This window comes from Micromonospora sp. CNZ280 (assembly GCF_011759515.1).
On sequence record NZ_JAAOYP010000004.1, the window covers coordinates 265331 to 287808 of the forward strand.

General features: G+C 75.0%; 22 protein-coding genes. 9 read left to right on the plus strand and 13 right to left on the minus strand.

The annotated features are described in order from the left end of the window. The first annotated feature begins 41 nt into the window (after positions 1 to 41). Complete coding sequence (locus FHX32_RS28395) at positions 42 to 752, plus strand: MBL fold metallo-hydrolase (RefSeq protein WP_167189950.1); 711 nt, start codon at positions 42 to 44, stop codon at positions 750 to 752. A gap of 7 nt (positions 753 to 759) precedes the next feature. On the opposite strand, the gene FHX32_RS28400 is transcribed toward FHX32_RS28395, so the two are convergent. Next, positions 760 to 1095, minus strand: a complete 336-nt coding sequence (locus FHX32_RS28400) for a hypothetical protein (protein ID WP_088994030.1) — start codon at positions 1093 to 1095, stop codon at positions 760 to 762. 163 nt (positions 1096 to 1258) lie between these two features. Then, positions 1259 to 2470, minus strand: a complete 1212-nt coding sequence (locus tag FHX32_RS28405) for an MFS transporter (protein ID WP_167189954.1) — start codon at positions 2468 to 2470, stop codon at positions 1259 to 1261. A gap of 157 nt (positions 2471 to 2627) precedes the next feature. Here FHX32_RS28405 and FHX32_RS28410 point away from each other — a divergent pair, with 157 nt between their 5' ends. The 3 genes from FHX32_RS28410 (at position 2628) to FHX32_RS28420 (ending at position 5407) form a co-directional block, all read left to right on the plus strand. Further along, positions 2628 to 3614 carry a LacI family DNA-binding transcriptional regulator gene (locus tag FHX32_RS28410; protein WP_167189956.1) on the plus strand — a complete coding sequence of 329 codons (987 nt, stop codon included), beginning with the start codon at positions 2628 to 2630 and terminating at the stop codon, positions 3612 to 3614. 117 nt (positions 3615 to 3731) lie between these two features. Then, complete coding sequence (locus FHX32_RS28415; RefSeq protein WP_486481376.1) at positions 3732 to 4436, plus strand: alpha/beta hydrolase; 705 nt, start codon at positions 3732 to 3734, stop codon at positions 4434 to 4436. Positions 4437 to 4465: 29 nt separating this feature from the next. After that, positions 4466 to 5407 carry an AraC family transcriptional regulator gene (locus FHX32_RS28420; protein ID WP_167189962.1) on the plus strand — a complete coding sequence of 314 codons (942 nt, stop codon included), beginning with the start codon at positions 4466 to 4468 and terminating at the stop codon, positions 5405 to 5407. 75 nt (positions 5408 to 5482) lie between these two features. On the opposite strand, the gene FHX32_RS28425 is transcribed toward FHX32_RS28420, so the two are convergent. Continuing rightward, positions 5483 to 6112 (minus strand): TetR family transcriptional regulator, encoded by a 630-nt coding sequence (locus tag FHX32_RS28425; protein ID WP_167189965.1) that lies wholly within the window; start codon positions 6110 to 6112, stop codon positions 5483 to 5485. 68 nt (positions 6113 to 6180) lie between these two features. On the opposite strand from FHX32_RS28425, the gene FHX32_RS28430 reads away from it, so the two are divergent. Beyond that, positions 6181 to 7362, plus strand: coding sequence for an FAD-dependent monooxygenase (locus tag FHX32_RS28430; RefSeq protein WP_167189968.1), 1182 nt, complete (start codon positions 6181 to 6183; stop codon positions 7360 to 7362). A gap of 4 nt (positions 7363 to 7366) precedes the next feature. Here FHX32_RS28430 and FHX32_RS28435 read toward each other — a convergent pair whose 3' ends face one another. The 10 genes from FHX32_RS28435 to FHX32_RS28480 form a co-directional block, all read right to left on the minus strand. Continuing rightward, complete coding sequence (locus FHX32_RS28435; protein ID WP_167189971.1) at positions 7367 to 7852, minus strand: NUDIX domain-containing protein; 486 nt, start codon at positions 7850 to 7852, stop codon at positions 7367 to 7369. A 67-nt stretch (positions 7853 to 7919) separates the two neighbouring features. Then, positions 7920 to 8429, minus strand: coding sequence for a cupin domain-containing protein (locus FHX32_RS28440; protein ID WP_167189974.1), 510 nt, complete (start codon positions 8427 to 8429; stop codon positions 7920 to 7922). Positions 8430 to 8461: 32 nt separating this feature from the next. Beyond that, positions 8462 to 8953 (minus strand): PfkB family carbohydrate kinase, encoded by a 492-nt coding sequence (locus tag FHX32_RS28445; protein WP_486481377.1) that lies wholly within the window; start codon positions 8951 to 8953, stop codon positions 8462 to 8464. Beyond that, on the minus strand, positions 8950 to 9927 hold the full coding sequence (locus tag FHX32_RS28450) for a DUF6807 domain-containing protein (RefSeq protein ID WP_167189977.1): 978 nt from the start codon (positions 9925 to 9927) through the stop codon (positions 8950 to 8952). The genes FHX32_RS28445 and FHX32_RS28450 overlap by 4 nt, the downstream gene beginning before the upstream one ends. Next, a complete protein-coding gene (locus FHX32_RS28455; protein ID WP_486481378.1) occupies positions 9924 to 10586 on the minus strand; it encodes a hypothetical protein in 663 nt (220 codons plus the stop codon). Before FHX32_RS28455 ends, FHX32_RS28450 begins: the two co-directional genes overlap by 4 nt. Continuing rightward, complete coding sequence (locus FHX32_RS28460; protein WP_486481419.1) at positions 10570 to 11331, minus strand: carbohydrate ABC transporter permease; 762 nt, start codon at positions 11329 to 11331, stop codon at positions 10570 to 10572. Before FHX32_RS28460 ends, FHX32_RS28455 begins: the two co-directional genes overlap by 17 nt. Positions 11332 to 11447: 116 nt before the next feature. Beyond that, positions 11448 to 12431: a carbohydrate ABC transporter permease gene (locus FHX32_RS28465; protein WP_167189983.1), complete on the minus strand. Its 984-nt coding sequence runs from the start codon at positions 12429 to 12431 to the stop codon at positions 11448 to 11450. A 53-nt stretch (positions 12432 to 12484) separates the two neighbouring features. Continuing rightward, on the minus strand, positions 12485 to 13714 hold the full coding sequence (locus tag FHX32_RS28470; RefSeq protein ID WP_167179979.1) for an IS110 family RNA-guided transposase: 1230 nt from the start codon (positions 13712 to 13714) through the stop codon (positions 12485 to 12487). 236 nt (positions 13715 to 13950) lie between these two features. Further along, on the minus strand, positions 13951 to 15297 hold the full coding sequence (locus tag FHX32_RS28475; RefSeq protein ID WP_167189986.1) for an extracellular solute-binding protein: 1347 nt from the start codon (positions 15295 to 15297) through the stop codon (positions 13951 to 13953). Between the two features lie 19 nt (positions 15298 to 15316). Further along, positions 15317 to 16447 carry a LacI family DNA-binding transcriptional regulator gene (locus FHX32_RS28480; protein ID WP_167189989.1) on the minus strand — a complete coding sequence of 377 codons (1131 nt, stop codon included), beginning with the start codon at positions 16445 to 16447 and terminating at the stop codon, positions 15317 to 15319. A gap of 231 nt (positions 16448 to 16678) precedes the next feature. On the opposite strand from FHX32_RS28480, the gene FHX32_RS28485 reads away from it, so the two are divergent. The 4 genes from FHX32_RS28485 to FHX32_RS28500 are packed head-to-tail and all read left to right on the plus strand — an operon-like array spanning position 16679 to position 22305. Then, positions 16679 to 18007, plus strand: coding sequence for a Gfo/Idh/MocA family protein (locus FHX32_RS28485; protein WP_167190969.1), 1329 nt, complete (start codon positions 16679 to 16681; stop codon positions 18005 to 18007). Positions 18008 to 18041: 34 nt separating this feature from the next. Beyond that, positions 18042 to 19463 carry a glucuronate isomerase gene (gene uxaC / locus FHX32_RS28490; RefSeq protein WP_208419453.1) on the plus strand — a complete coding sequence of 474 codons (1422 nt, stop codon included), beginning with the start codon at positions 18042 to 18044 and terminating at the stop codon, positions 19461 to 19463. A gap of 56 nt (positions 19464 to 19519) precedes the next feature. Further along, positions 19520 to 20824 (plus strand): enolase C-terminal domain-like protein, encoded by a 1305-nt coding sequence (locus FHX32_RS28495; RefSeq protein ID WP_167189995.1) that lies wholly within the window; start codon positions 19520 to 19522, stop codon positions 20822 to 20824. Next, positions 20815 to 22305, plus strand: coding sequence for a mannitol dehydrogenase family protein (locus FHX32_RS28500; protein WP_167189998.1), 1491 nt, complete (start codon positions 20815 to 20817; stop codon positions 22303 to 22305). Before FHX32_RS28495 ends, FHX32_RS28500 begins: the two co-directional genes overlap by 10 nt. Positions 22306 to 22478 lie beyond the last annotated feature (173 nt).

A 22478-nucleotide genomic window follows, 5' to 3' on the forward strand; every position in this document is an offset into this window, starting at 1 on the left:
ACCCGTCGCGTCGCGTTCGAGGAGTTGCCGCCATCATCGACATGGGGTTCGAGCACCTCGCCGGCCGGGTCTGGCGCTGCGCGGGCGACCCGGATCCGGCGAACGTGCAGGCCGGCGTCGCGCTGGTCGCCGACGACCGCGGCAGCGTGCTGATCGACGCCGGGCAGAGCCCGGCGCACGCCCGGGAAATCCAGGCCGCGCTGCGTGCCGCCGGGTTGCCGCCACCGCGCTGGCTGGTCTACACCCACCACCACTGGGACCACGTCTGGGGCGCCTGCGCCTGGCCGGACGTGGAGATCGTCGGGCACGTCGCCGGCGAGCGGCTGCTGCGCGCGGAGGCCGACCGGCCGTGGAGCCACCGGTACCTGCGCGAGCAGGTGCGGGCCAACCCTCGGCTCGGCCCGAGCTTCCGGGCCCGGGCGCTGGCGGTCGACTCGTGGGAGGGCTTCGCGGTGCTGCCGCCCACCCGGACCTTCACCGACGAGCTGGAGCTGCCGGTGGGCGTACGGGTGCGGCACGTCGGGGGCAACCACGCGCCGGACTCCACGGTGGTGACCGTGCCGGACTCGGGGGTGCTGCTGCTCGGCGACGCCTACTACCCGCCGCCGGCGCACCTGCGCACCCCGGCGGACCGTCCCGACCTCGCCCTGGTGCGCCGGCTGCTCACCGACGACGTCCACTGGTACGTGGCCAGTCACGAGCCGCCGATGACGCTGGCCGAGGCGCGGGCGGCGGTCGCCGCCGCGGGCTGATCCCCGCTCAGCGGGCGCGCCGCTCCGGGTGGGCCCGGTTCCAGGCCCGCATCCGCTCCGGGTAGCCGGTGCGGGCCGCCTCGTACAGCGGCACCGCGTGCTTGCGGGCGATCGCCCCGGCGGCCCGCGGGGTGCCGGTCCGGCGGCGGATCCACTCGCCGTCGTGGGCGATCGCGACCACCGTGGTGTCCGTCGCCGTGGTCTCCGGTTCCAGGTAGAACTCCACGCCACGGCGGCTGGTCACGAACGCCTCCAGCGCCGCCAGGTCCTCCCGGGTCGCCTCCCGGTCGAGTTTCGTCACCGCGCCCTCGGCGGCCCGCGGCCGCCGGCTGAACCAGCCCATGCCCCGCTCCTCTCCTCGCCCTCCCAGTGCACCACCGGCCCCTGGCAACCCCCTGCACACTCCCTGGGAGCCCCCTGCACGGTGAACCGTGACCGTCTGCCGGGAAGGAGGCGCCGAGCGCCGTCCAGCCGGCGATCGTGGCGACCGGCGCGGCGGGGTGGGGTCAGCGGGTCGGGGGGCGCAGGGTGGGGACCAGGGCCAGGGTGGGCAGCAGCAGCAGTGGCACCACCAGCAGCGCGTGCAGCGTGCCGACCCGGTCGCCGAGCATCCCGAGCAGCGGCGGCCCGGCGAGGAACGCGGTGTAGCCGATCACCGCGACCACGCTGACCCGGGCCGGTGCGCGCTCCTCGTCGTCGGCCGCCGCGCTCATCCCGACCGGGAAACCCAGCGAGGCGCCGACGCCCCAGAGCGCGACGCCGGCGATCGCCACCGGGCCCGATCCGGCCAGCACCGCCGTACCGGCGCCGAGGGTGGCGAGCAGGATGGTGGCGACCAGCACCGGCACCCGCCCCCACCGGTCCAGCGCCAGGGTGCCGACCGTCCGGCCCAGCGTCATGCCGACGACGAAGACGCCGAAGACCGCGGCGCCGGCCGCCTCGCTGAGGCCGTGGCCGTCCACGAAGGCGACCGCCAGCCAGTCGTTGGCGCTGCCCTCGGCGAACGCCATCACCAGCACCAGCAGGCCGACCAGCAGGGTGCGCGGCTCCCGCCAGGCGGCCAGCAGGTCCCGCCGGCGGCTGGCCGGAGCGGGGGCCGCCGCGCTCTCCGTCACCGGCAGGAACGACCGGGCGGCCAGCACGGTGCCGACCAGCACCACCGCCGCCAGCGCGGCCAGGTGGGCGGCGATCGGCACACCGAGGCGGGCGGCCCCGGCGCCGAGCGCCGCGCCGGCCACCGAGCCGAGGCTCCACGCCGCGTGGAAACGGGGCATGACGGTACGCCCGAGCCGCCGTTCCACGGCCGCGCCCTCGACGTTCATCGCCACGTCGCAGGTGCCGGAACCGTAGCCGAGCGCGAAGAGGCCGACCGCGACCCCGGTCAGCGAACCGAGGCCGGCGGCCGCCCCGGCCAGGGTCAGGCCCGCCGCGACGAGCAGGGTGGACCCGGCCACCGTGCGGGCCGTGCCGAGCCGTTGGGCCACCAGGCCGGCGGTGGGCATGGCGAGCAGCGAACCGGCGGAGAGCGCGAGCATCAGCAGCCCGAGCCGGCCGGCGGACAGCCCGAGCGCCTCGCGGACCGCCGGCACCCGGCCGAACCAGGTGGCCACGGCCAGGCCGTTGAGAGCGAACACCACGGCCACACCGGTGCGGGCGGCGAGCACCGACCGGGGTACGGGTCGGGCCGATGCGGCGGGTGGGGCGGCGGCGGGACTCACGACGGGTTTCCTTCCGGTGGACGGTCTGCCGCTTGATCGCACACCTGAGAGCGTTCTCACCACAATCCGGTTCCACCCCTTACCGACCGGGCCCGCAGCGCGGGATGATGCCGTCGGGCACCGCCGGGGGGGGCGGCCGACAACGGGGAGGACAGCGATGACGACGGCACGCCGACCACCGACCCTCGAGGACGTCGCCACCGCTGCCGGGGTCTCCCGGGCCACCGCCTCGCGGGTGCTCGCCGGCACCGGGTACGCCGCACCGGCCACCCGGGACCGGGTCACCGCGGCCGCCGACCGGCTCGGGTACGTGCCGAACCCCGCCGCCCGGGCGCTGGTGCGGGGCAGCGGGGTGCGGCTGGTGGTCGTGGTGGGGGGCGCCGACGCGACCGTCCTCGACGACCCGTACGTCGACCGGGTGGTCGGCGCGGCGGCCCGGGTCTGCGCCCCGTACGGGCTGGGGGTGGCGCTGCACTGGCTGCCGACGCGTGAGCCGGCCGGGCTGCGCCGGCTGGCCGAGGACCGCAGCGTGGGCGGGCTGGTCCTGGTCAACACCACCGAGGCGATGCTCGCCGCGATCCCCCGGGCGCTGCGCGGCCGGGTGGCCTCGATCGGCATCGGCTCCGCCGACGTGCCCTCCTTCGACGTGGACAACGGCGGCGGCACGGCGGCCACGGTCCGGCACCTGTACGCCACCGGGCGGCGCCGCATCGCCATGGTGACCGGTCCGGGCTGGCTGTCCTGCGCCGGCCGCTCGGTCGGGGCGTACCGGCAGGTGATGCGCGACGCGGGGCTGCCGGTGCGGCTGGTGCCCGGCGACTTCACCGCGCGCCGGGGGCGGGTGGCGGCCGGCGAGGTGCTGGCTCGCTGGCCGGACACGGACGCGATCGTCGGGATCAGCGACGCCACCGCGCTCGGGGTGATCGACCGGCTGCGCGGCGCCGGCGTCGGGGTGCCCGGGGACGTCGCCGTGACCGGCTTCGACGACATCCCGCTCGCCGCGATGACGACTCCCGCGCTGACCACGGCGACCCACCCGGTGGCGCAGATCGCCACGGCCGCGGCGACCGCCGCGCTGGCCGGCCGGCCGGCGTCGCCGGTGACCGTGTTCCCGTCCCGGCTGGTCCGGCGGGCCAGCGGCTGAGCCGGCATCGCCCTCGGCGTCGCGGAGAGCGGCCGGCGCGGCGGTGCTCCGGGGTTAGCCGCCGGTCAGTGGGGTATGCGGGCGCACGCCCGCGCCCAGGACTGGAGAGATGATCCCGTGGCCGAACCCGCGCCGCCGCACCGGCAGCCGGCGGAGAACCCCCGGCACGGCCGGCTGACCGCGCGGCCGGCGCCGCCGACCGCGCTGGCCGCCGCCGGGCTGGCGTCGCTGACCGACCCGCACGGCGGGCAGCTGGCCATGGTGTACGCCCCGGAGCCGGTCGACGGCCCGGCGTACCGGCTGGTGCTGCTGCTGCACGGGGCCGGCGGCTCGGCCCGGCAGGGGCTGGACCTGCTGCTCCCGCTCGCCGACGAGCACCGCCTGCTGCTGGTCGCCCCGCAGGCCGAGTCGAGCACCTGGGACCTGATCGTCGAGGGGTTCGGGCCGGACGTGCGGCGGGTGGACGGGTTGCTGGGCACCGTCTTCGCCGGGTACCCGGTCGACCGGGTGGCGGTCGGCGGGTTCTCCGACGGCGCCTCGTACGCCCTCTCCCTGGGCCTGACCAACGGCGACCTGGTCGACGCGGTGGTGGCCTTCTCCCCCGGCTTCGCCGCGCCACAGGTCACCCACGGCCGGCCCCGGGTGTTCGTCTCGCACGGCACCGACGACCCGGTCCTGCCGGTCGACGTGTGCAGCCGCCGTCTGGTCCCCCGGCTGCACGGCCTCGGCTACGACGTCACCTACCGGGAGTTCGCCGGCGCCCACGAGGTGCCCGCCGACACCCGCCGTGAGGCCGTCGCCTGGCTCGACGGCCGACGCTGAGGCCGTCCCCGGCTGGCTATGATCCGGGCGTGGACGGGCTGACCGGGTTGCTGGACGGGGCCCGGGCGCGGGGCGCGTTCCTGCTCCGGTCGGTGCTGGACCCGCCGTTCGCGCTGCGCATCGAGGACCGCGCGCCGCTGACCGTGGTGGCGCTGGTGCGCGGCGCCGCCTGGGTGGTGCCGGACGACGGCGAGCCGGCCCGGCTGGGCCCCGGCGACGTGGCGGTGCTGCGCGGGCCGGACGCGTACATTGTCGCCGACGACCCGGCGACCCCGCCGCAGGTGGTGATCCACCCCGGTCAGCGCTGCACCACGCTGCGCGGCGAGCCGCTGACCGCGACGCCCGGGCTGGGCGTGCGCACCTGGGGCACCGGCCCGGACGCCGCCACGGTGATGCTGACCGGCACCTACCAGCTGCCGGGCGAGCTGAGCCGGCGGCTGCTCACCGCGCTGCCGCCGCTGCTGGTGGTCACGGGTGACGACTGGCGCAGCCCGCTGGTGCCGCTGCTGGCCGAGGAGATGTCCCGGGACGCGCCCGGTCAGGAGGCGGTCCTCGACCGGCTGCTCGACCTGCTGCTGATCGCCGCGCTGCGCACCTGGTTCGCCCGGCCCGGCACCGCCCCGGCCTGGTACGCCGCCGCCGGCGACCCGGTGGTCGGCCCGGCGCTGCGGCTGTTGCAGGAGGACCCGGCCCGGCCGTGGACGGTCGCCTCGCTGGCCGCCGAGGTGGGCGTCTCCCGGGCGGCGCTGGCCCGGCGCTTCACCGACCTGGTCGGCGAGCCGCCGATGACCTTCCTCACCGGGTGGCGGCTGGCGCTCGCCGCCGACCTGCTGCGCGAACCGGACGCCACGGTCGGCGCGGTCGCCCGCCGGGTCGGCTACGGCAGCCCGTTCGCGCTCAGCGCCGCCTTCCGGCGGGTGCACGGGGTGAGCCCGAGCGCGCACCGGGTCGGCGCCGCGACCGGCGACTGAACCGGCCGGCGCGGGCCCCGGGGCGGCGATAGCGCAGTGCTGCTCCCGGTGCCGGGTGCGCCGCCAGGGCCGGCGTCAGGCCGGGTTGGTGGCGGCGCGCAGCAGGGTGCGTACGGCCGCCGCGAGGTCGGCCCGGCTGGCCGGGCTGCCCGGCGGCGGGGCGCTCAGCGCGCCGGCACCGACCAGCCGGTCGAAGAGCAGCCCGTCGATGAACGCGACCAGCTGGTCACCTTGCCGGCGCGGCTCGGGCGCACCGGCCCGGGCGAGCAGGTCGCGGGCCTGTACCCGCAGGCCGGTGCCGTGCTCGAGGACCTGCCGCAGTTCCGGCCGGTGCACCGCCTCCAGCAGGCAGGCGTACCGGGCGAGGGTGCGGCTGCGGCCGACGGTGAGCCAGCGGTCCAGCACCTCGGCCACGCCGATGGCGAGCCGGTCGAGGTCGTCCGGGGTGAGCGGCGGTCCTGGTCGCGGCGGCTGCTGGTCGGCGGGCAGCCGCTGGGCGACCAGGTCGGCCCGGTCGAGGTCGGCCAGCCGCTGCACCACCGCCTCGATCAGCGCCCGGCGGGTCCGCAGGTAGGCGGAGGTGGTGCCGAGCGGCACCCCGGCCCGGGCGTCGACCGCCCGGTGGGTCAGCGCCCGCATGCCGCCCTCGGCGAGCAGCTCGATCGCCGCGTCGGCCAGCGACGCCACCCGTTCCGCCCGTCCCATGGCCCTCCTCGGTTTCGCTTCTACGGATGTAGTATGCACTTCTACAGGAGTAGAAGGAGGCGGGTGCGATGGACGCGACGCACGCGGTCGTGGTCGGTGGCGGGATCGGCGGGCTGGCCGCCGCACTGGCCCTGCACCGGGTCGGCTGGCAGGTCACGGTGCTGGAGCGCGCCCCCGAGCTGCGCGAGGTCGGCGCCGGGCTCACCCTGATGGCGAACGCGCTGCGCGGGCTGGACGCGCTCGGGCTCGGGCCGGTGGTCCGTGCCCGGGGGCAGCAGGCACCCGGCGGGATCCGCACCGCGGGCGGGCGCTGGCTGTCCCGGTTGGACGCCGACGAGATGGCCCGGGTGCTGGGCACCACCGCGCTCGGCATCCACCGCGCCGACCTGCACCGGATCCTGGCCGACGCGCTGCCGGCCGAGGCGCTGCGGACCGGTGCCGAGGTGGACGACGTGGACCCGGACACCGGCGAGGTGCGCTACCGGCGGCACGGCGAGCGGGCCACGCTCCGGGCCGACCTGGTGGTCGGCGCCGACGGCCTGCACAGCGTGCTGCGCGCCCGGCTCTGGCCCGAGACCCCGGCGCCGGTGTACGCGGGCTCGACCGCCTGGCGGGCGGCGATCCCGTTCCCGGCTCCGGTGCCGGCCGCGATCAGTTGGGGGCCGGCCGCGGAGTTCGGCATGGTGCCCCTCGGCGCGGGGCGGGTCTACTGGTACGGCGCGGTCACCGCTCCGCCCGGCGGGCGTGCCCCGGACGAGCTGGCCGCCGTCCGCCAGCGCTTCGGCTCCTGGCACGACCCGATCCCGGCCCTGCTCGCGGCCACCCCGCCGGAGGCGGTGCTGCGCAACGACATCCTCCACCTCGGCACACCGCTGCCGTCGTACGTGCGGGGGCGGGTCGCGCTGCTCGGCGACGCGGCGCACGCGATGACCCCGAACCTGGGGCAGGGCGCGTGCCAGGCGATCGAGGACGCGGTGACACTCGGCGCGCTCTGCGCCCGTGCCGTCGACGTGCCGTCGGCGTTGGTCGCGTACGACCGGCAGCGGCGGCCACGCAGCCAGGCCGTCGCCCGGGCGGCGGCCCGGACCGGCCGCTTCGGTCAGCAGCTGCGCCACCCGGCGGCGGTCGCGCTGCGCAACGCCCTGATCCGACTGACCCCGGCCGGCACCGCGCTGCGCGGCATGGCCCGGTACGCCGACTGGCAGCCACCGACCACCAGCTCCCCGACCGGCCCGGCACCGGGTCGCTGACCTGTCAGCCGTCGGCGGATGACTGACCGCGCCGACCGTCAGCAGGTGCCTGACCGACCCGGCCGGCCGCGGCGAGCGCGGCCAGCCGGGTGTGCTCCGGTGAGCCGAGGAACCGGGCCAGCACCTCAGCGGTGCCCGGGGTGAACGGCCGACCGTCGAGGACCTCCTCGGCCGGCACGAACAGGATCGCCGCCCCCTCGCCGAGCATCACGTCGTCCTGCCCGGCGCCGGTCGCACCGCAGAAGTAGTGCTTCACCCGACCCAGCTCGGGCAGTTCCTGCCGGGCGAAGAGGCGCAACCCGTGCTCGGCGCGCAGCCCGGTCTCCTCCCCCAGCTCGCGTGCGGCGGCCTGTTCGGCGGTCTCGCCCGGTTCGCCGTGCCCGCCGGGCAGACCCCAGACGTTCGGATGGTTCGGGGCGTGCTCGTCGCGCAACTGCAGCAGCAGGCGCCCGTGACCATCCACCAGCAGCACGGCCGAGATCGAGATCATGCCGCAGGGTAACCCGGGGACCGGCGGCTCGGCGGACCGGCGGCGCGGGACGCCGCAGGTCCGTCGGTCAGGCGCGGGACCGCCAGAGTGGACTGTCCACGTAGTGGTTGTCGAACCGCTCGCCGCTGGCGCCGATCTCCGCCGGGTCGGCCTCGCCCCGGTAGACCCGTTCCAGCAGCCGGTAGTAGTCGAACCGGTCGATGCCCGGAGTGAAGACCACCAACACGTCGGCCGCCTCGTCGCGGGCCGGCGCGAAGGCGTGCGGGGTGTGCGCGGGGACGAGCAGGAAGTCGCCCTTGCGCAGGGTACGGATCTCCTCGCCGACCAGCACGTCGAGGACCCCGTCGAGGACGAAGAACGCCTCGGCCGCGCGGGTGTGCAGGTGCGGCGGCGCGCCGGGCGAGCCCCGGTGCAGCGTGGCCCGGTTGGCGGTGAGCGCGCCCGCGGTGGCGTCGGCGTCGGCGTCGGCGTCGGCGTCGGCGTCGGCGTCGGCGTCGGCGAGCAGGGTGATCAGACTGGTCGGCCCGTCCGCGAGGACGGTGGCGTCGGTGGCCTGGACGTGCACGGGTGCGGTCATGGTGGGTTGCCTCTCCGGAAAGGGATGGTGGATCAGGTCAGCGCGGCGGCGAACCGCTCGCGGGTGTTGCCGGGCGTCTCCGGGTAGCGCTGTTCCACGGCGGCGCGCAGGTCGGCGAGCGTCTGACCGGCCAACTCGCGCCGCCAGGCGAGGTCGGCCCGGCGCATGGCCTGCGAGACGAGACAGACCTGGCGGTAGTCGACGTCGGCCCGGCCGCCCGGGCCGGCCCGGAGGTAGAGGCCGGTGCGGGCCCGGTGGTCCACCGTCACCGGCCGGACGTCCACCCCGGCGGCGGCCACCTGCCGCACCACCAGCCGGCCGAACGGGTCGGCTCCGACCCGGCTCACCCAGGTCGTCCGGTGGCCGAGGCCGGCCAGCGCGACGGCCACGTTGGACTCGGCGCCACCGACGGTGACCGCGAGCCGGCCGGCCGACTCCAGCCGCGTCCCGGCGGCCGGGCTGAGCACCACCATCGACTCGCCCACGGTCACCACCTCGGGCGGGTCGCGGTCCGGCCCGGTCACGGCCGCTCCGGGTCGAGCGCGGCGGCCAGCGCGGCGGCCGTGTCCCGGTCCAGCGCCCCGTCGGCGACCGCGATCCGGTGCCGGCCGGCACGCCCGGTCCCGGCGGGCACCACGCGGGGCCGGTCGAACGCGAACGCCACGCACACCCCCGGGTACATCTCGGCCCGGACGAACCACCGGTCGCCGGGGCCGAGACCGGTGAAGACCAGGGTGTACGCGGTGCCGCCCGCCTCGGCGCGCAGCGCCAGCCACGGCTCGGCCGAGCCGTTCACCGCCGCCTCGCCCTGCCCGGTCGCGGTGAACACCGCCGGGGGCCGGTCGGCCATCGCGCGCCAGAAGAAACCGCCGTAGCCGGCGCCGCCGGGTCGGCCGTTGGTGGCCGGGCTGCCCAGCGGCACGTCCCGCCCGGGCGGCGGGGTGAGGGTGTAGTCGAGGTCGAGCCGCCAGGCGTCGGGGTGCCCGGGCAGCGCGCCGGCGGCGATGGCGCGCCGCTCGGTGAGCAGCACCGCCCCGGCCGGGTCGCGCCACTCCAGCCGATGTGCCAGCCGCTCCGGCGCGCGGTGCAGCCAGCCGGTGTGCGCGATCCGGCCGTGGTCGGCGCGCCAGGTGTAGCCGACGTCGCGGACGTAGGTGCGCCCGCCCCAGAGGTTGGTGCCGTCGACGTCCTGCACCGCCAGCGAGGCGCCGAGGTGCCAGACGTGGTCGGCGGGGAGCGCATCGGTCACCACCGTGCCGGCGCGGGTCCGCACCGGGTGGAGGTACGGCCGGGGCCCGTGCCGGGCGTCCAGCCGGGGCGCCACCCGGTACCGGGCCACCTCGACGCCGTCGACCAGCAACCGCGGGTCGTCGCCGTCCGGCCCGGCGGCCGGGTGCCCGGTGCTCTCGACGGTGGCCGTCGCGGCGGGCGGGCGGACCGTGCCGGCGGCGGCCGGTTGGTCGGGGTTGGCGGCGGCGGGGCGTGGGGCCGTGGTCACGACGGTTCCGGGCGGGTGGCGGGCCTGCTGGCGACCGCGTACAGGGCGGCCAGGGTGTAGCCGGCGAGGATCGGCACCGCGACCGGGGTGACCAGCACGGCGAGCAGCAGGGCCACCCCGGCGGTGCCGGCCAGCGCGGCCCAGCGGGCCGGGTGGTCGAGGCAGGCGCGGGCGGCGGTCCGGGCGGCCGGCCGCCACCGCCCCCCGGTACGGCCCACCTCGACCACGATCGACCCGGCGTAGCCGGCGACGGCGGCCGTGACCAGCACGGTGACCGCCAGCGCGGGCGTACCGCCGGGAACCCGCCCGGTGGCCAGCGCGGCCAGGTCCACGGCGAGCAGCCCGGCGCCGGCCAGGGCGAGCAGCGACACCGGCACGCCGGCCGGCACGGCCCGGGCGAACCGGGCCAGGATCTGCCGCGCCGACGGCCAGCCGCCGGTGCTGAACCGGTCGTGCACGGCGGCGCTGGCCGTGGCCGCCGCGGCGGCGGCGGTCAGCAGCGGCAGCGCGGCCACGGTCAGCAGGATGCCGAGCAGGGCCAGGTCGGCGGCGTCGGCGAGCACGTCGCGCCAGTCGCGGCTCATCCGCTCCGGCGCGTCCGGCGACGGGCCGGCCGGTTCGTGGGCGTACCGCCCGGCCGGTTCATCCCTTGAGGCCACTGGTGTTGATCCCCTCGACGAGCATCCGCTGGAACGCCACGAAGAACCCGAAGACCGGCAGCAGCGACAGCACCGACATGGCGAACATCGGGCCGACCGCGCTCTGGCTGGTCGAGTCGATGAACAGGGTCAGCGCCACCGGCACGGTGTAGTCCTCCAGGTCGGAGAGGAAGACCAGCTGCCGGAAGAAGTCGTTCCAGGTCCAGATGAACGAGAAGATCGCGGTGGTGACCAGCGCCGGGCGGCTCAGCGGCAGGATGACGTGCCGGAAGATGCCGAACGCGTTCGCGCCGTCGATCTTGGCTGCCTCGTCCAGTTCGCGCGGGATGCTCCGCATGAACTGCACCATGAGAAAGACGAAGAACGCCTCGGTGGCCAGGAACTGCGGCACCAGCAGCGGCAGGTACGGCCACTCGCCGCCGACCAGCCCGAGGCTGCGGAACAGGATGTACTGCGGCACGATCAGCACGTGCCCGGGCAGCAGCAGGGTGCCGATCATGACGGCGAACCAGACGCCGCGCAGCCGGAACCGCAGCCGGGCGAAGGCGTACGCGGCGAGCAGGCAGGACACCGCGTTGCCGACCACGGTGAGCAGGCTGACCATGGCGCTGTTGAGGAAGAACCGGCCGAAGCTGACGTCGAAGTTGCGCCACCCGTCGGTGTAGTTGCCCGGAGTGAACCGCTCCGGCAACAGGCCGATGTTGCTGGCGATCTCCGGTTGGCTCTTCACCGAGGTGCCGAGCATCCAGACCAGCGGGTAGAGCACCACCGCGAGGATCACCAGCAGCACCAGCAGCCGCAGCGCCGAGCGGCTGCGCGGCCGGGCGCCGGCCGCCGGTCGGCGCGTGGTCACCCCCACCATCACCGGTCCTCCCCGTCGGAGTAGTGCACCCAGAACCGCCCGGTGCTGAAGAAGATCACCGTGATCACCGCGACGGCGACCAGGAAGACCCAGGCCATCGCGGAGGCGTAGCCCATCTCCAGGTCGGTGAAGCCGGTGATGTAGAGGTTGAGCGTGTACATCAGGGTCGAGTCGACCGGCCCGCCGGTGCCGTTGCTGAGCACGAACGCGGCGGTGAAGCCCTGGAAGCCGTTGATGGTCTCCAGCACCAGGTTGAAGAAGATGACCGGGGAGAGCATCGGCAGGGTGACGTTGACGAACTGCCGCCACCGGCCGGCGCCGTCGACCGCGGCCGCCTCGTACAGCTCGGTGGGCACCTGCTTGAGCCCGGCCAGGAAGATCACCATCGGCGCGCCGAACTGCCAGATGGCCAGCACCATGAGGGTCTCCAGCGCCCAGTCCGGGTCGTTGACCCACGGCTTGCCGGTGATGCCGAAGAGAGCGAGGAACGAGTTGAAGGCGCCGTCCCGGTTGAACATGTTGACCCAGACGATGGCCAGCGCGACGCTGCCGCCGAGCAGCGACGGCAGGTAGAACAGCCCGCGGAACACCCCGACGCCGCGCCAGGCCCGGTTGAGCAGCAGCGCCACCCCGAGCGCGGCGGCCAGCTTCAGTGGTACGGCGACCAGCGCGAAGGTCAGCGTCACCCGGACCGAGTGCCACCACGAGGGGTCGGCGGTGAACATCCGCTCGTAGTTGGCCAGCCCCACCCACTCCACCTCGGACCAGGGGGTGAGGATGTCGTAGTTGGTGAAGCTGAGGTAGAGCGACAGCAGCATCGGGATCGCCGTGACGGCCATCAGGCCGATGAGCCAGGGCGACAGGAAGACGTACCCCGCCAGACCTTCGCCGTGCCGGGGCCGCCCGGGCCCGCGCCGGTTGGCGCGGGGCCGGACGGATCCGGGACCGCGGCGGGTCGGGTCGGGCGCCGTGGTCAGGGCCACGAGCCGGCTCCTCTCCGTACGACGGCGGGTCAGACACCCCAGGAGCTGAGGTGTCAAGCAGCGGTGGGTAGGGCGGTTCGGTGTGACCAAGCGGTGGCTTGGTCGTAATGGGTGTTGGTCTTGAGGCAGCCGTGGAGGATGCCGACGAGGCGGTTGCCGATCTGGCGTAGGGCGGCGGGGTGGCTGACGTCGCGGGCGCGGAGTTCGTCGTAGTAGGCACGGACGGCGGTGTCGTGCAGGATCGCGGCGCCGGCCTGCATGTGCAGGGCGTCGACGAGTCGGTCGTTGTGCACGAACCGGGCGTGGACGGTTTTGGTTTTGCCGGATTGGCGGGTGATGGGTGCGGTGCCGGCGTAGTTCTTGCGGGATCTGGCGTCGGTGTAGCGGCCGGGAGCGTCACCGAATTCTGCGAGCACCCGGGCGCCGAGGATGGCGCCGATGCCGGGCTGGCTGAGGTAGACCTCAGCGTCCGGGTGCTGGCCAAAATGGGCCTCGACCTGGCCTTCCATGGTGCGGATCTCGGTGTTGAGGGTCTGCAGGATTGCCACTGTGGCCCGGACGGTCGCCGCGTATGCGCCGGTGACGATCTCGGACTGGCCCAGGTGCGCGGTGCGCAGTGCCTGCCGGATCGCTGCCGCCTTGGTGGGGATGTCGCGTCGGCGGGCCCGTTTGAGTGCGGCGCTGATCTGCGCCACGGTCAGCTTGGCCGCCGCAGCCGGTGTCGGGGCCTTGGCCAGCAGTTCCAGGGTGTCCGAACCGGTGAGCGTCAGGACCTCGTATGCCTGCAGCGCGGCGGGGAAGTACTCCCGCAGCGCGGCCCGCAGCCGCAGCGTGTGCCGGGTGCGTTCCCAGATCAGCGTCTGGTGGGCCCGGGCGACGACCTTGACCGCCTCGGCGATGTCGGAGTCCGCGGCGACCTGCCGCAGCTGGTGCCGGCGGGTCCGCACCATGTCCGCCAGGGTGCGCGCGTCGGCCTTGTCGCTCTTGGCGCCCGAGATCGACATCAGCTCCCGATGCCGGGCGGCCTGCTTCGGGTTGACCCCGTAGACCTGATAGCCGGCCGCGACCAGCGCCCGCACCCACGGGCCACGGTCGGTCTCGATACACACCAGCACCTGCGCCGGCGAGGCATCCTCCGGCAAGAACCCGGCCACCAGGTCATGGAAACGAGCCACGCCGTCCACACCCTCGGGCAGCCGCACGGCCCGCAACGTCCGGCCGCGCTCGTCCTGCACCTCTACATCGTGATGATCTTCTGCCCAGTCGTCCCCGACGAACAGCACACCCGCCTCCGCTTCACCACACCGACCACTCTCGGCAGCCCACGGAAGAGCCCGGCGGCCTAATGGACCAGTGCTCACGCGCAGCGGCGGGCACGACACCCCATCAGCCGTTCCTCTCCCGACCACGAGCGGGGGCACGCTCTGACCCCAGGACTTCCAAGTCCAGGCGAGGGGAGTGCTCACCCACCCGCGGCTACCGGTGTCGAGTCTGCCAACGGCTCACCCGACAGCTCCCATTAGGCGATGGCGGACTTGCAGGCCTCGACGTACTGGGCGGCCGCCTCGGCGGGGGTGGCCCGGCCGTACTGGGCGTTCTCGGCGGCCTTGACCAGTTCGGAGCGGACCTTGCTGTGACCCTTGATCGGCACCTGCGGCGAGTCGCCGAACTTCTGCGCCAGGTCGGACTCGACCTGGATGGACTGCTTCATGGCCGCGTTCGTGGTTGCCTCGCTGACCTTGGCGCGCAGGTCGAGGTTGGACGGCAGGCCCCGGTCGGTGCCGAGCAGGGCCACCGCCTCCTGGTCGTTCATCATAAAGTTGATCACGTCGACGGCGATGTCCTTGTGCTTGCTGCCCTTGAACACCGACCAGTACATGGCGGCCCGCGCCCACTGCCCGCTCGGGTCACCCGGGTACGCGATCACGCCCAGCTCGTCCTTGGTGCTCTTCTTCAGGTCCGGCATCTGGTTGACCCAGACCCAGGAGGTCGCGGACTTGCCGGTGACCACCAGTTGCTTGGTGATGTCGCTGGAGTTGCCCTCGTGGATGACGTCCGGCGTCGGGGTCGCGCCCCGGTCCCGGGCACCCTTCCACAGCTCGAACCACCTCGTCACGTCCTCGACGGTGAAGCCGAGGTCCTTGCCCTTGTAGAGGTCCTTGCCCTGCTGGCGCAGCCACACCCAGAACGCCTTGTAGTCGGCGCTCGGGTCCTGGGTGCCGGGCACCTTGGCCGTCTTCGCCACCCGCTCGGCCCAGGCGATGTGCTCCTCCCAGCTCATCCCGGTGGTCGGCTCCGGCAACCCGTGCTCGGTCAGCAGCGTCTTGTTGTAGACCAGGCCCTGGGTGTTCTCCCCGGCGGCCACACCGGCGAGCTTGCCGTCGACCACCCCGTACTGCCAGAGGCTCTTCGGGAACTTCGACACGTCCAGCTTGCCGGAGTCCTTGTAACTGGTCAGGTCCATGGTGGTGCTGCGGCCGGCGTACTCGGCGAGGTAGTTGTCGTCGATCTGGAACAGGTCCGGCGGGTTGCCGCCGGCGGTGAGGGTGGCCAGCTTGTCGAAGTAGCCCTGGTTGGCCTGCCAGGTCTTCTCGAACGTCACGTTCGGGTGCTTCTTCGCGTAGAGGGCGAGGGCCTCCTCGGTCAGCTTGGCCCGGGCCTCGCCGCCCCACCAGAAGACGGAGAGCTTCACCGGGGCGTTCGGGTCGGTCGCCGGGTCGTCGCCGCCGCAGGCGGCGGCCCCGGTGACCAGCGGCGCGGCGACCGCCACGGCGAGCAGGCCGCGCAGCAACCGGCGGCGGAGCAGCGGGGTACGGTAGGTGCGCCCGGCGGGCGCGCTGGCGGTGGGGGGCGTTGCGGGGTGCATGTGCGCTCACTCCTCGGCGTTAGGAGGCGACGCCGTCACCGGTGGCCACCACCGGGTCGCCCGGGCCCGCAAGGCGATGCGGGCCCGGGCCTGCCGGGGCGGCCGAGGGACGGTCCCGGCCGGCATGGGGGCCCGGCCCGGTCGAGTCGCGGATGACCAGTTCGGTCTGGAGCATCACCTGTGCGGTGGTACGACGGGCGCCGGCTGCCGTGCCGGTGCCGATCCCCCGCGCGGCGCGCGGCGGCTCGGCGTCCTGTTGCAGCAGCATGTCGACGGCCGTCCGGCCGGCGGCCGCGGTCGGTGTGGCCACCGTCGTCAGCTTGGGACGGGTGAGCCGGCTCAGCGCGATGTCGTCGACCCCGACGACGCTCACCTGCTCCGGCACCCGGATCCCCAGTGCGTCGAGCCCCTCGATGAGGCCGATCGCCATCAGGTCGTTGTAGGCGAGCACGGCGGTGACGCCGCTGCGCTGGATCTGTTCGGCCAGCGCCAGGCCACCGGTCTCGGTGGGCGGGTTCGGGCCGAGCACGGTCAGTTCGGCCCCGCCGGCCCGGGCGGCCGCGCCGGCGGCGCGGCGGATCTCCCGGTTGGTCCAGGAACCGCGCGGACCGCCGAGCAGCGCGATCTCCCGGTGGCCGAGGCCGACCAGGTGGTCCACCGCCGCCCGGGCGCCCTGCCCCACGTCCATCAGTACGCAGGGCAGGCCGGCCAGCTGGCGGTTCACCACCACCAGCGGGACCTCTCGGCTGAGCTGCTCGATGAGGCTGTTGCTCATCCGGGGGCTGCACAGCAGCACGCCGTCGACCTGCTTGGCCAGGGCGTGGACCAGTTCCTCCTCGGTGGTCGGATCCTCGTTGGTGTCGGCCACGAAGACGTGGTAGTCGCGGTGCCGGGCCTGGCCCTCCGCCGCCTTGATCAGTGGCGGGAAGAACGGGTTGGCGATGTCGGCGATGATCAGGCCGATGTTGTGCGTCCGGCCGGTGATCAGTGCCCGGGCGGCCCGGTTGGGCCGGTAGCCGAGGTCCTCCGCGCAGGCCAGTACCCGGACCCGGGTCTCCGGGTTGACCAGGTGCGGTGCGGAGAAGGTGCGGGAGACCGTGGAGACGTGCACGCCGGAGGCCCGCGCGACGTCCCTGATGGTGACTGGCACGGCGTCCCTCCGATGTGGCGGCGGTCACGGGTGCCGCCAATTAATGCAAACGGTTGCTCCAGTGTCAACGGTGGATGATTACAGCTCGGTTTCGGCTGCGCTCCCATCAGGCGCCCGCATCGCCGCTAATGCCATCAAAAGCCGCTGATTCCCGTCCGGGCGTTGACTCGTCAGCATCGATCGTGGTTACTTCACTGCAAACCTTTGCAGCTTGCCCGGGAGGCCGAGCAGATGTCACCCCAGGCCAGCGGGCGTCTCCGGTACGCCGTGGTGGGCACCGGCGCCCGCGCCGAGATGTTCGTCCGGGCGCTGGTGCGCGACCACCCCGACACCGCCGAGCTGGTCGCCTTCGCCGACGTCAACCAGGCCCGGATGGACGCGCACAACCGGTGGCTGGCCGAGTCGGGCCACCCGGCGGTGCCCACCTACCGGGCCGCCGACTTCACCGCGATGCTCACCGAGGAGCGGGTCGACGTGGTGCTGGTGACCAGCGTGGACGTCACCCACGACCGCTACATCGTGGCCGCGCTGGAGGCCGGCTGCGACGTGGTCACCGAGAAGCCGATGACGGTGGACGCGCCGCGCTGCGAGCGGATCCTGGACGCGGTGGCGCGTACCGGCCGACGGATCACGGTGGCCTTCAACTACCGCTACAACCCGCTGCACGAGCAGGTGCGCCGGCTGCTCGCCGAGGGCGCGGTCGGCGAGATCGGGTCGGTGCACTTCGAGTGGCTGCTCGACGTGCGGCACGGCGCCGACTACTTCCGCCGCTGGCACCGGGACAAGGCCGCCTCCGGCGGGCTGATGGTGCACAAGGCCAGCCACCACTTCGACCTGGTGAACTGGTGGCTGGACGCCCGGCCGGTGGAGGTCTACGGCGCCGGCCGGCTCTTCTTCTACGGCGAGTCCGGCCGCCGGCACGGCTACGCCCGCGACTACGACCGGGCGCACGGCTCCCCCGCCGCCGGCGACGACCCGTTCGCGCTGCGCCTGGCCGCGCACCCCCGGCTGCGCGAGCTCTACCTCGACGCCGAGGCCGAGGACGGCTACCAGCGCGACCGCAACGTCTTCGCCCCCGGCGTCACCATCGAGGACGACATGGCGGTGCTGGCCCGCTACTCCACCGGCGCCACGATGACCTACCACCTCACCGCGTACGCGCCCTGGGAGGGCTACCGGGTGATGGTCAACGGCAGCCGGGGCCGGCTGGAGCTGGAGGTCACCGAGAGCGCGTACGTCAGCCCGGCGGCCGCCGGGGCGCTCAAGGGCGCCGCCCTGCACGGCGCGGAGGCCCCCGACGAGGCCGGCGGGGCCACCCTCACCCTGCGGCCGTTCTGGGCCCCGCCGCGGGCGGTCACCGTCGAGGGCCACACCCGGCAGGGCCACGGCGGCGCCGACGCGCGGATGACCCGGGTGCTCTTCGGCGGCGCCCCGGACCCGCTCGACCGGGCCGCCACCGCGCACGACGGCGCGCTCGCCCTGCTCACCGGGCTGGCCGCCAACCGGTCCTTCGACACCGGCCGGCCCGTCCGGGTCGCCGACCTGCTCACCCTGCCCTGACCTCGACCCCCGGGAGCCGCATTCCGTGCCCACCATGTCCCGTACCGACCTGCTCCTGCCCGCCGAACCGGGCCAGCGCGCGCTGGCCCGGGAGCTGTATGCGCTGGCGGCCGAGCTGCCGATCATCTCCCCGCACGGGCACGTCGACCCGGCGCTGCTGGCCGAGGACCGGCCGTTCGCCGACCCGGCCCGGCTGCTCATCGTCCCCGACCACTACCTGACTCGGATGCTGCTCAGCCAGGGCGTGCCCCCGGCCGAGCTGGGCGTGCCGAGCCGGGACGGCAGCCCGGTGGAGACCGACGGCCGGCGGATCTGGCGCCGGTTCGCCGCGCACTGGCACCTGTTCCGCGGCACCCCGTCCCGGCTCTGGCTGGAGCAGACCTTCACCGAGGTGTTCGGGGTGGGTACCCCGCTCTCCCCGGCCACCGCCGACGCCGTCTACGACGAGCTGGCCGCCCGGCTGGCCGAGCCGGGCTTCCGGCCCCGGGCGCTGTTCGAGCGGTTCAACATCGAGGTGCTGGCCACTACCGAGTCGCCCCTGGACGACCTGGGGCAGCACGCCAAGCTCGCCGCGGACGGCTGGGGCGGGCCGGGCGGGCGGGTGGTCACCACCTTCCGCCCGGACGACGTGGTCGACCCGGAGTTCGACAACTGGTCGGCCAACCTGGCCCGGCTCGGCGAGCTGACCGGCGAGGACACCGGCCGGTACGCCGGCTACCTGGCCGCGCTGCGCGCCCGGCGGGCGGCGTTCGTCGCGGCCGGCGCCACCTCCTCCGACCACGGCCACCCCACCGCCCGGACGCTCGACCTGGCCCCGGCCGAGGCGGCGGCGCTGTACGACCGGCTCCGCCGCGGGCGCGCCGAGCCCGGCGACGCGGAGGCGTTCCGGGCGCACATGCTGCTGGAGTTCGCCCGGATGTCGCTGGAGGACGGCCTGGTCATGCAGCTGCACCCGGGCGCGGTGCGCAACCACAACCGGTGGCTGCACGCCCGGCACGGCCGCGACGTCGGCGGCGACGTGCCGCAGGCCACCGAGTACGTGCACGCGCTCGCCCCGTTGCTGGACGCGTACGGCAACGACCCCCGGCTGCGGGTGGTGCTCTACACCCTCGACGAGTACACCTTCACCCGGGAGCTGGCCCCGCTGGCGGGCGGCTACGCCGCGCTCTACCTCGGGGCGCCCTGGTGGTTCCTGGACTCCCCCGAGGTGCTGCGCCGGTTCCGGGAGGCGGTCACCGATACCGCCGGCTTCTACAACACCGCCGGTTTCGTCGACGACACCCGGGCGTTCTGCTCGATTCCGGTCCGGCACGACGTGGCCCGGCGGCTGGACGCCGGTTTCCTGGCCCGGCTGGTCGCCGAGCACCGGTTGCCGATGGCGGAGGCCGCCGAGACCATCGTGGACCTGGCGTACCGGCTGCCGAAGCGAGTCTTCAACTTCGGGGAGTCACGGTGAGCGCGAGAAGTGCAGCGCAGCGGAGCCCCGCGGTCGCGAACGAAACGGGAGCAGGCATGAGCGTCACCATCACCTCCGTGGACGTGCACGACGTCCGGTTCCCCACCGCGGCGCGGGGCGACGGCTCGGACGCGATCAACCGGGGCGACTACTCGGCCACCTACGTCGAACTGGGCACCGACGCCGGGCCGACCGGCGCCGGCTTCACCTTCACCAACGGCCGGGGCAACGAGCTCACCTGCGCTGCCGTCCGGGCGCTGGAACACCACGTACGCGGCCGCACCGTCGCCGAGATCGCCGCCGAGCCGGTGGCGTTCTGGCGCTCGCTCGTCGCCGACGTCCAGCTGCGCTGGCTGGGCCCGGAGAAGGGGGTCATCCACCTGGCCACCGGGGCGCTGGTCAACGCGGTCTGGGACCTGCGGGCCAAGCTGGCCGGCCAGCCGCTCTGGCGGTACCTGGCCGAGCTGCCCACCGACGACCTGGTCGGCTGCGTCGACTTCCAGCACATCGCCGACGCGCTCACCCCGGACGAGGCGGCCGCCCTGCTGGACAAGGGACGCGACGGGCTGGCCGACCGGCTGGCCACCCTGGAGCGCGACGGTTTCCCCGCGTACACCACATCGGTGGGGTGGCTGGGCTACCCGGACGACAAGGTCCGGACGCTGACCCGGCAGGCGTACGCGGACGGCTGGCGGGCGATGAAGATGAAGGTCGGCGGCCAGCTCGCCGACGACCTGCGCCGGGCCCGGATCATCCGGGCCGAGATCGGCCCGGACGCGCTGCTCATGATGGACGCCAACCAGGTGTGGGGGGTCGACGAGGCGATCGCCGCGATGACCGCGCTGGCCGAGGTGGACCCGTACTGGATCGAGGAGCCCACGCACGCCGACGACATCCTCGGCCACGCCCGGATCGCCCGGGCCGTCGCCGAGCTGACCGGCGGCCGCTGCCGGGTGGCCACCGGGGAGGTCGCCGCCAACAAGGTGATCTTCAAGCAGCTGCTCCAGGCCGAGGCGATCGGGGTGATGCAGGTCGACGCCTGCCGGGTCGGCGGGGTCGACGAGGTCCTCGCCGAGCTGCTGATGGCGGCGAAGTTCGGGGTGCCGGTGTGCCCGCACGCGGGCGGCGTCGGGCTCTGCGAGTACGTCCAGCACCTGGCGATCTTCGACTACCTGCGGGTGGGCACCAGCCTGGACGGCCGGATGATCGAGTACGTCGACCACCTGCACGAGCACTTCGTCGACCCGGTGCGCACCCGCGGCGGCCGGTACCTGCCGCCCACCGCGCCCGGATACAGCAGCACCATGCGACCGGAGTCGGTCGCCCGGTTCCGGTTCCCGGACGGTCCGGCATGGCGCTGACCGTGGGCCCGTCCCGGCTCGGCCTCGGCTCGCTGCGCCGGCTGCCGGCGGCGAGCCGGCCGCTGCTGCGCCCCGGCACCGTGCCGGCCGGCGTGCTGCACCTTGGCCTCGGCGCGTTCCACCGGGCCCACCAGGCCGTCTACACCGAGGCGGCGGTCGGCGCGGCCGGCGGCGACTGGGGCATCGTCGGCGTCGCCCCGCGCAACGCCGCGCTGGTCGCGGACCTGACCGCGCAGGACAACCTGTTCAGCGTCACCACCCTGGCCGCGGACGGCGCGGGAACCCGGGTGGTGGGCGCGCTGGCCGAGGTACGGCACGCGGCCAGCGACCCGGCGGCGGTGGTGGCGTTGCTCGCCGACCCGGCGATCCGGGTGGTCACGCTGACCGTGACCGAGAAGGCGTACCAGCTCGACCCGACCACCGGGGCGCTGCGCCCGGACCCGGCGCTCGCCGCCGACCTGGCCGGTGACCGGCCGCCGGCGACGGTGCCGGGGCTGCTGGTGCGCGGCCTGCTGGCCCGGGCCGCCGCCGACGCCGGGCCGGTGGCGCTGGTCAGCTGCGACAACCTGCCGGCCAACGGCCGCCGGCTGCGCGGCCTGGTCGAGCAGGCGCTGGCGTACGCGGGCGCGCCGGCGCACGCGGTCGGCTGGGTCGGCGAGCAGGTGTCCTTCCCCGGCACGATGGTGGACCGGATCGTGCCGGCCAGCACGGCGGAGACGCTCGACGTGGCCCGGCACGCGCTCGGGGTGACCGACCTGGCCGCGGTGGCCGCCGAGCCGTACGCGCAGTGGGTGATCGAGGACGACTTCCCCGGCGGCCGGCCGGCCTGGGAGCGGGCCGGGGCGGTGCTCTGCGCCGACGCCGGGCCGTGGGAGCGGCTGAAGCTGCGCACCCTCAACGGCGTGCACTCGGCGGCCGCCTACCTCGGCGCGCTGGCCGGCTGCGAGACGGTCGCCGACGCGCTCGCCCTGCCGTACCTGGCCGACGTGCTGCGCCGGCTGGTCGCCGAGGACGTCGCGCCCAGCTTCACCCCGCCGGACGGCATCCGGGTGGTCGACTACGGCGCGCAGGTGCTGGACCGGTTCGGCAACCCGGCGATCCGGCACCGCACCCTCCAGGTGGCGATGGACGGCTCGCAGAAGCTGCCGCAGCGCGTCCTGCACACCATCGCCGACCTGCGCGCCGCCGGCCGGCCCGCGCGCTGGGCCGCGCTGGTGGTCGCCGCCTGGCTGCGCTTCGCCCAGGGCGCCGCCGACGACGGATCCCCACTGCCGTTGCAGGATCCGCTCGCCGACCGGATCCGCGCCGCACTGGCCGCCGCCCCGCCCACCCCGACCGGCGCGGTGGACGCGGCCTTCGCGCTGCGCGAGATCTTCCCCGCCGAGCTGGCCGAGGACGCCGTGGTCCGCGCCGACGTGGTGGGCTGGCTGGCCGACCTGACCCGGCACGGGGTGCCGGCGACCCTGGCGGGTGCCCGGTGACCGGCTCCCCCGCCGCCCGGTCCCCCGCCGGCGAATCCCCCGCCGCCCGCTCTCCCGCCGCCGGCGACCCTGCCCGGCGCCCGGCGCCCGGCCCGCTCCCACCCGGCCTCCCCGCCCCCGGCTCGCCGGTCGGCCGGCCCGGGGCGCGCCCGGACAGCCGGTACCGGACAACC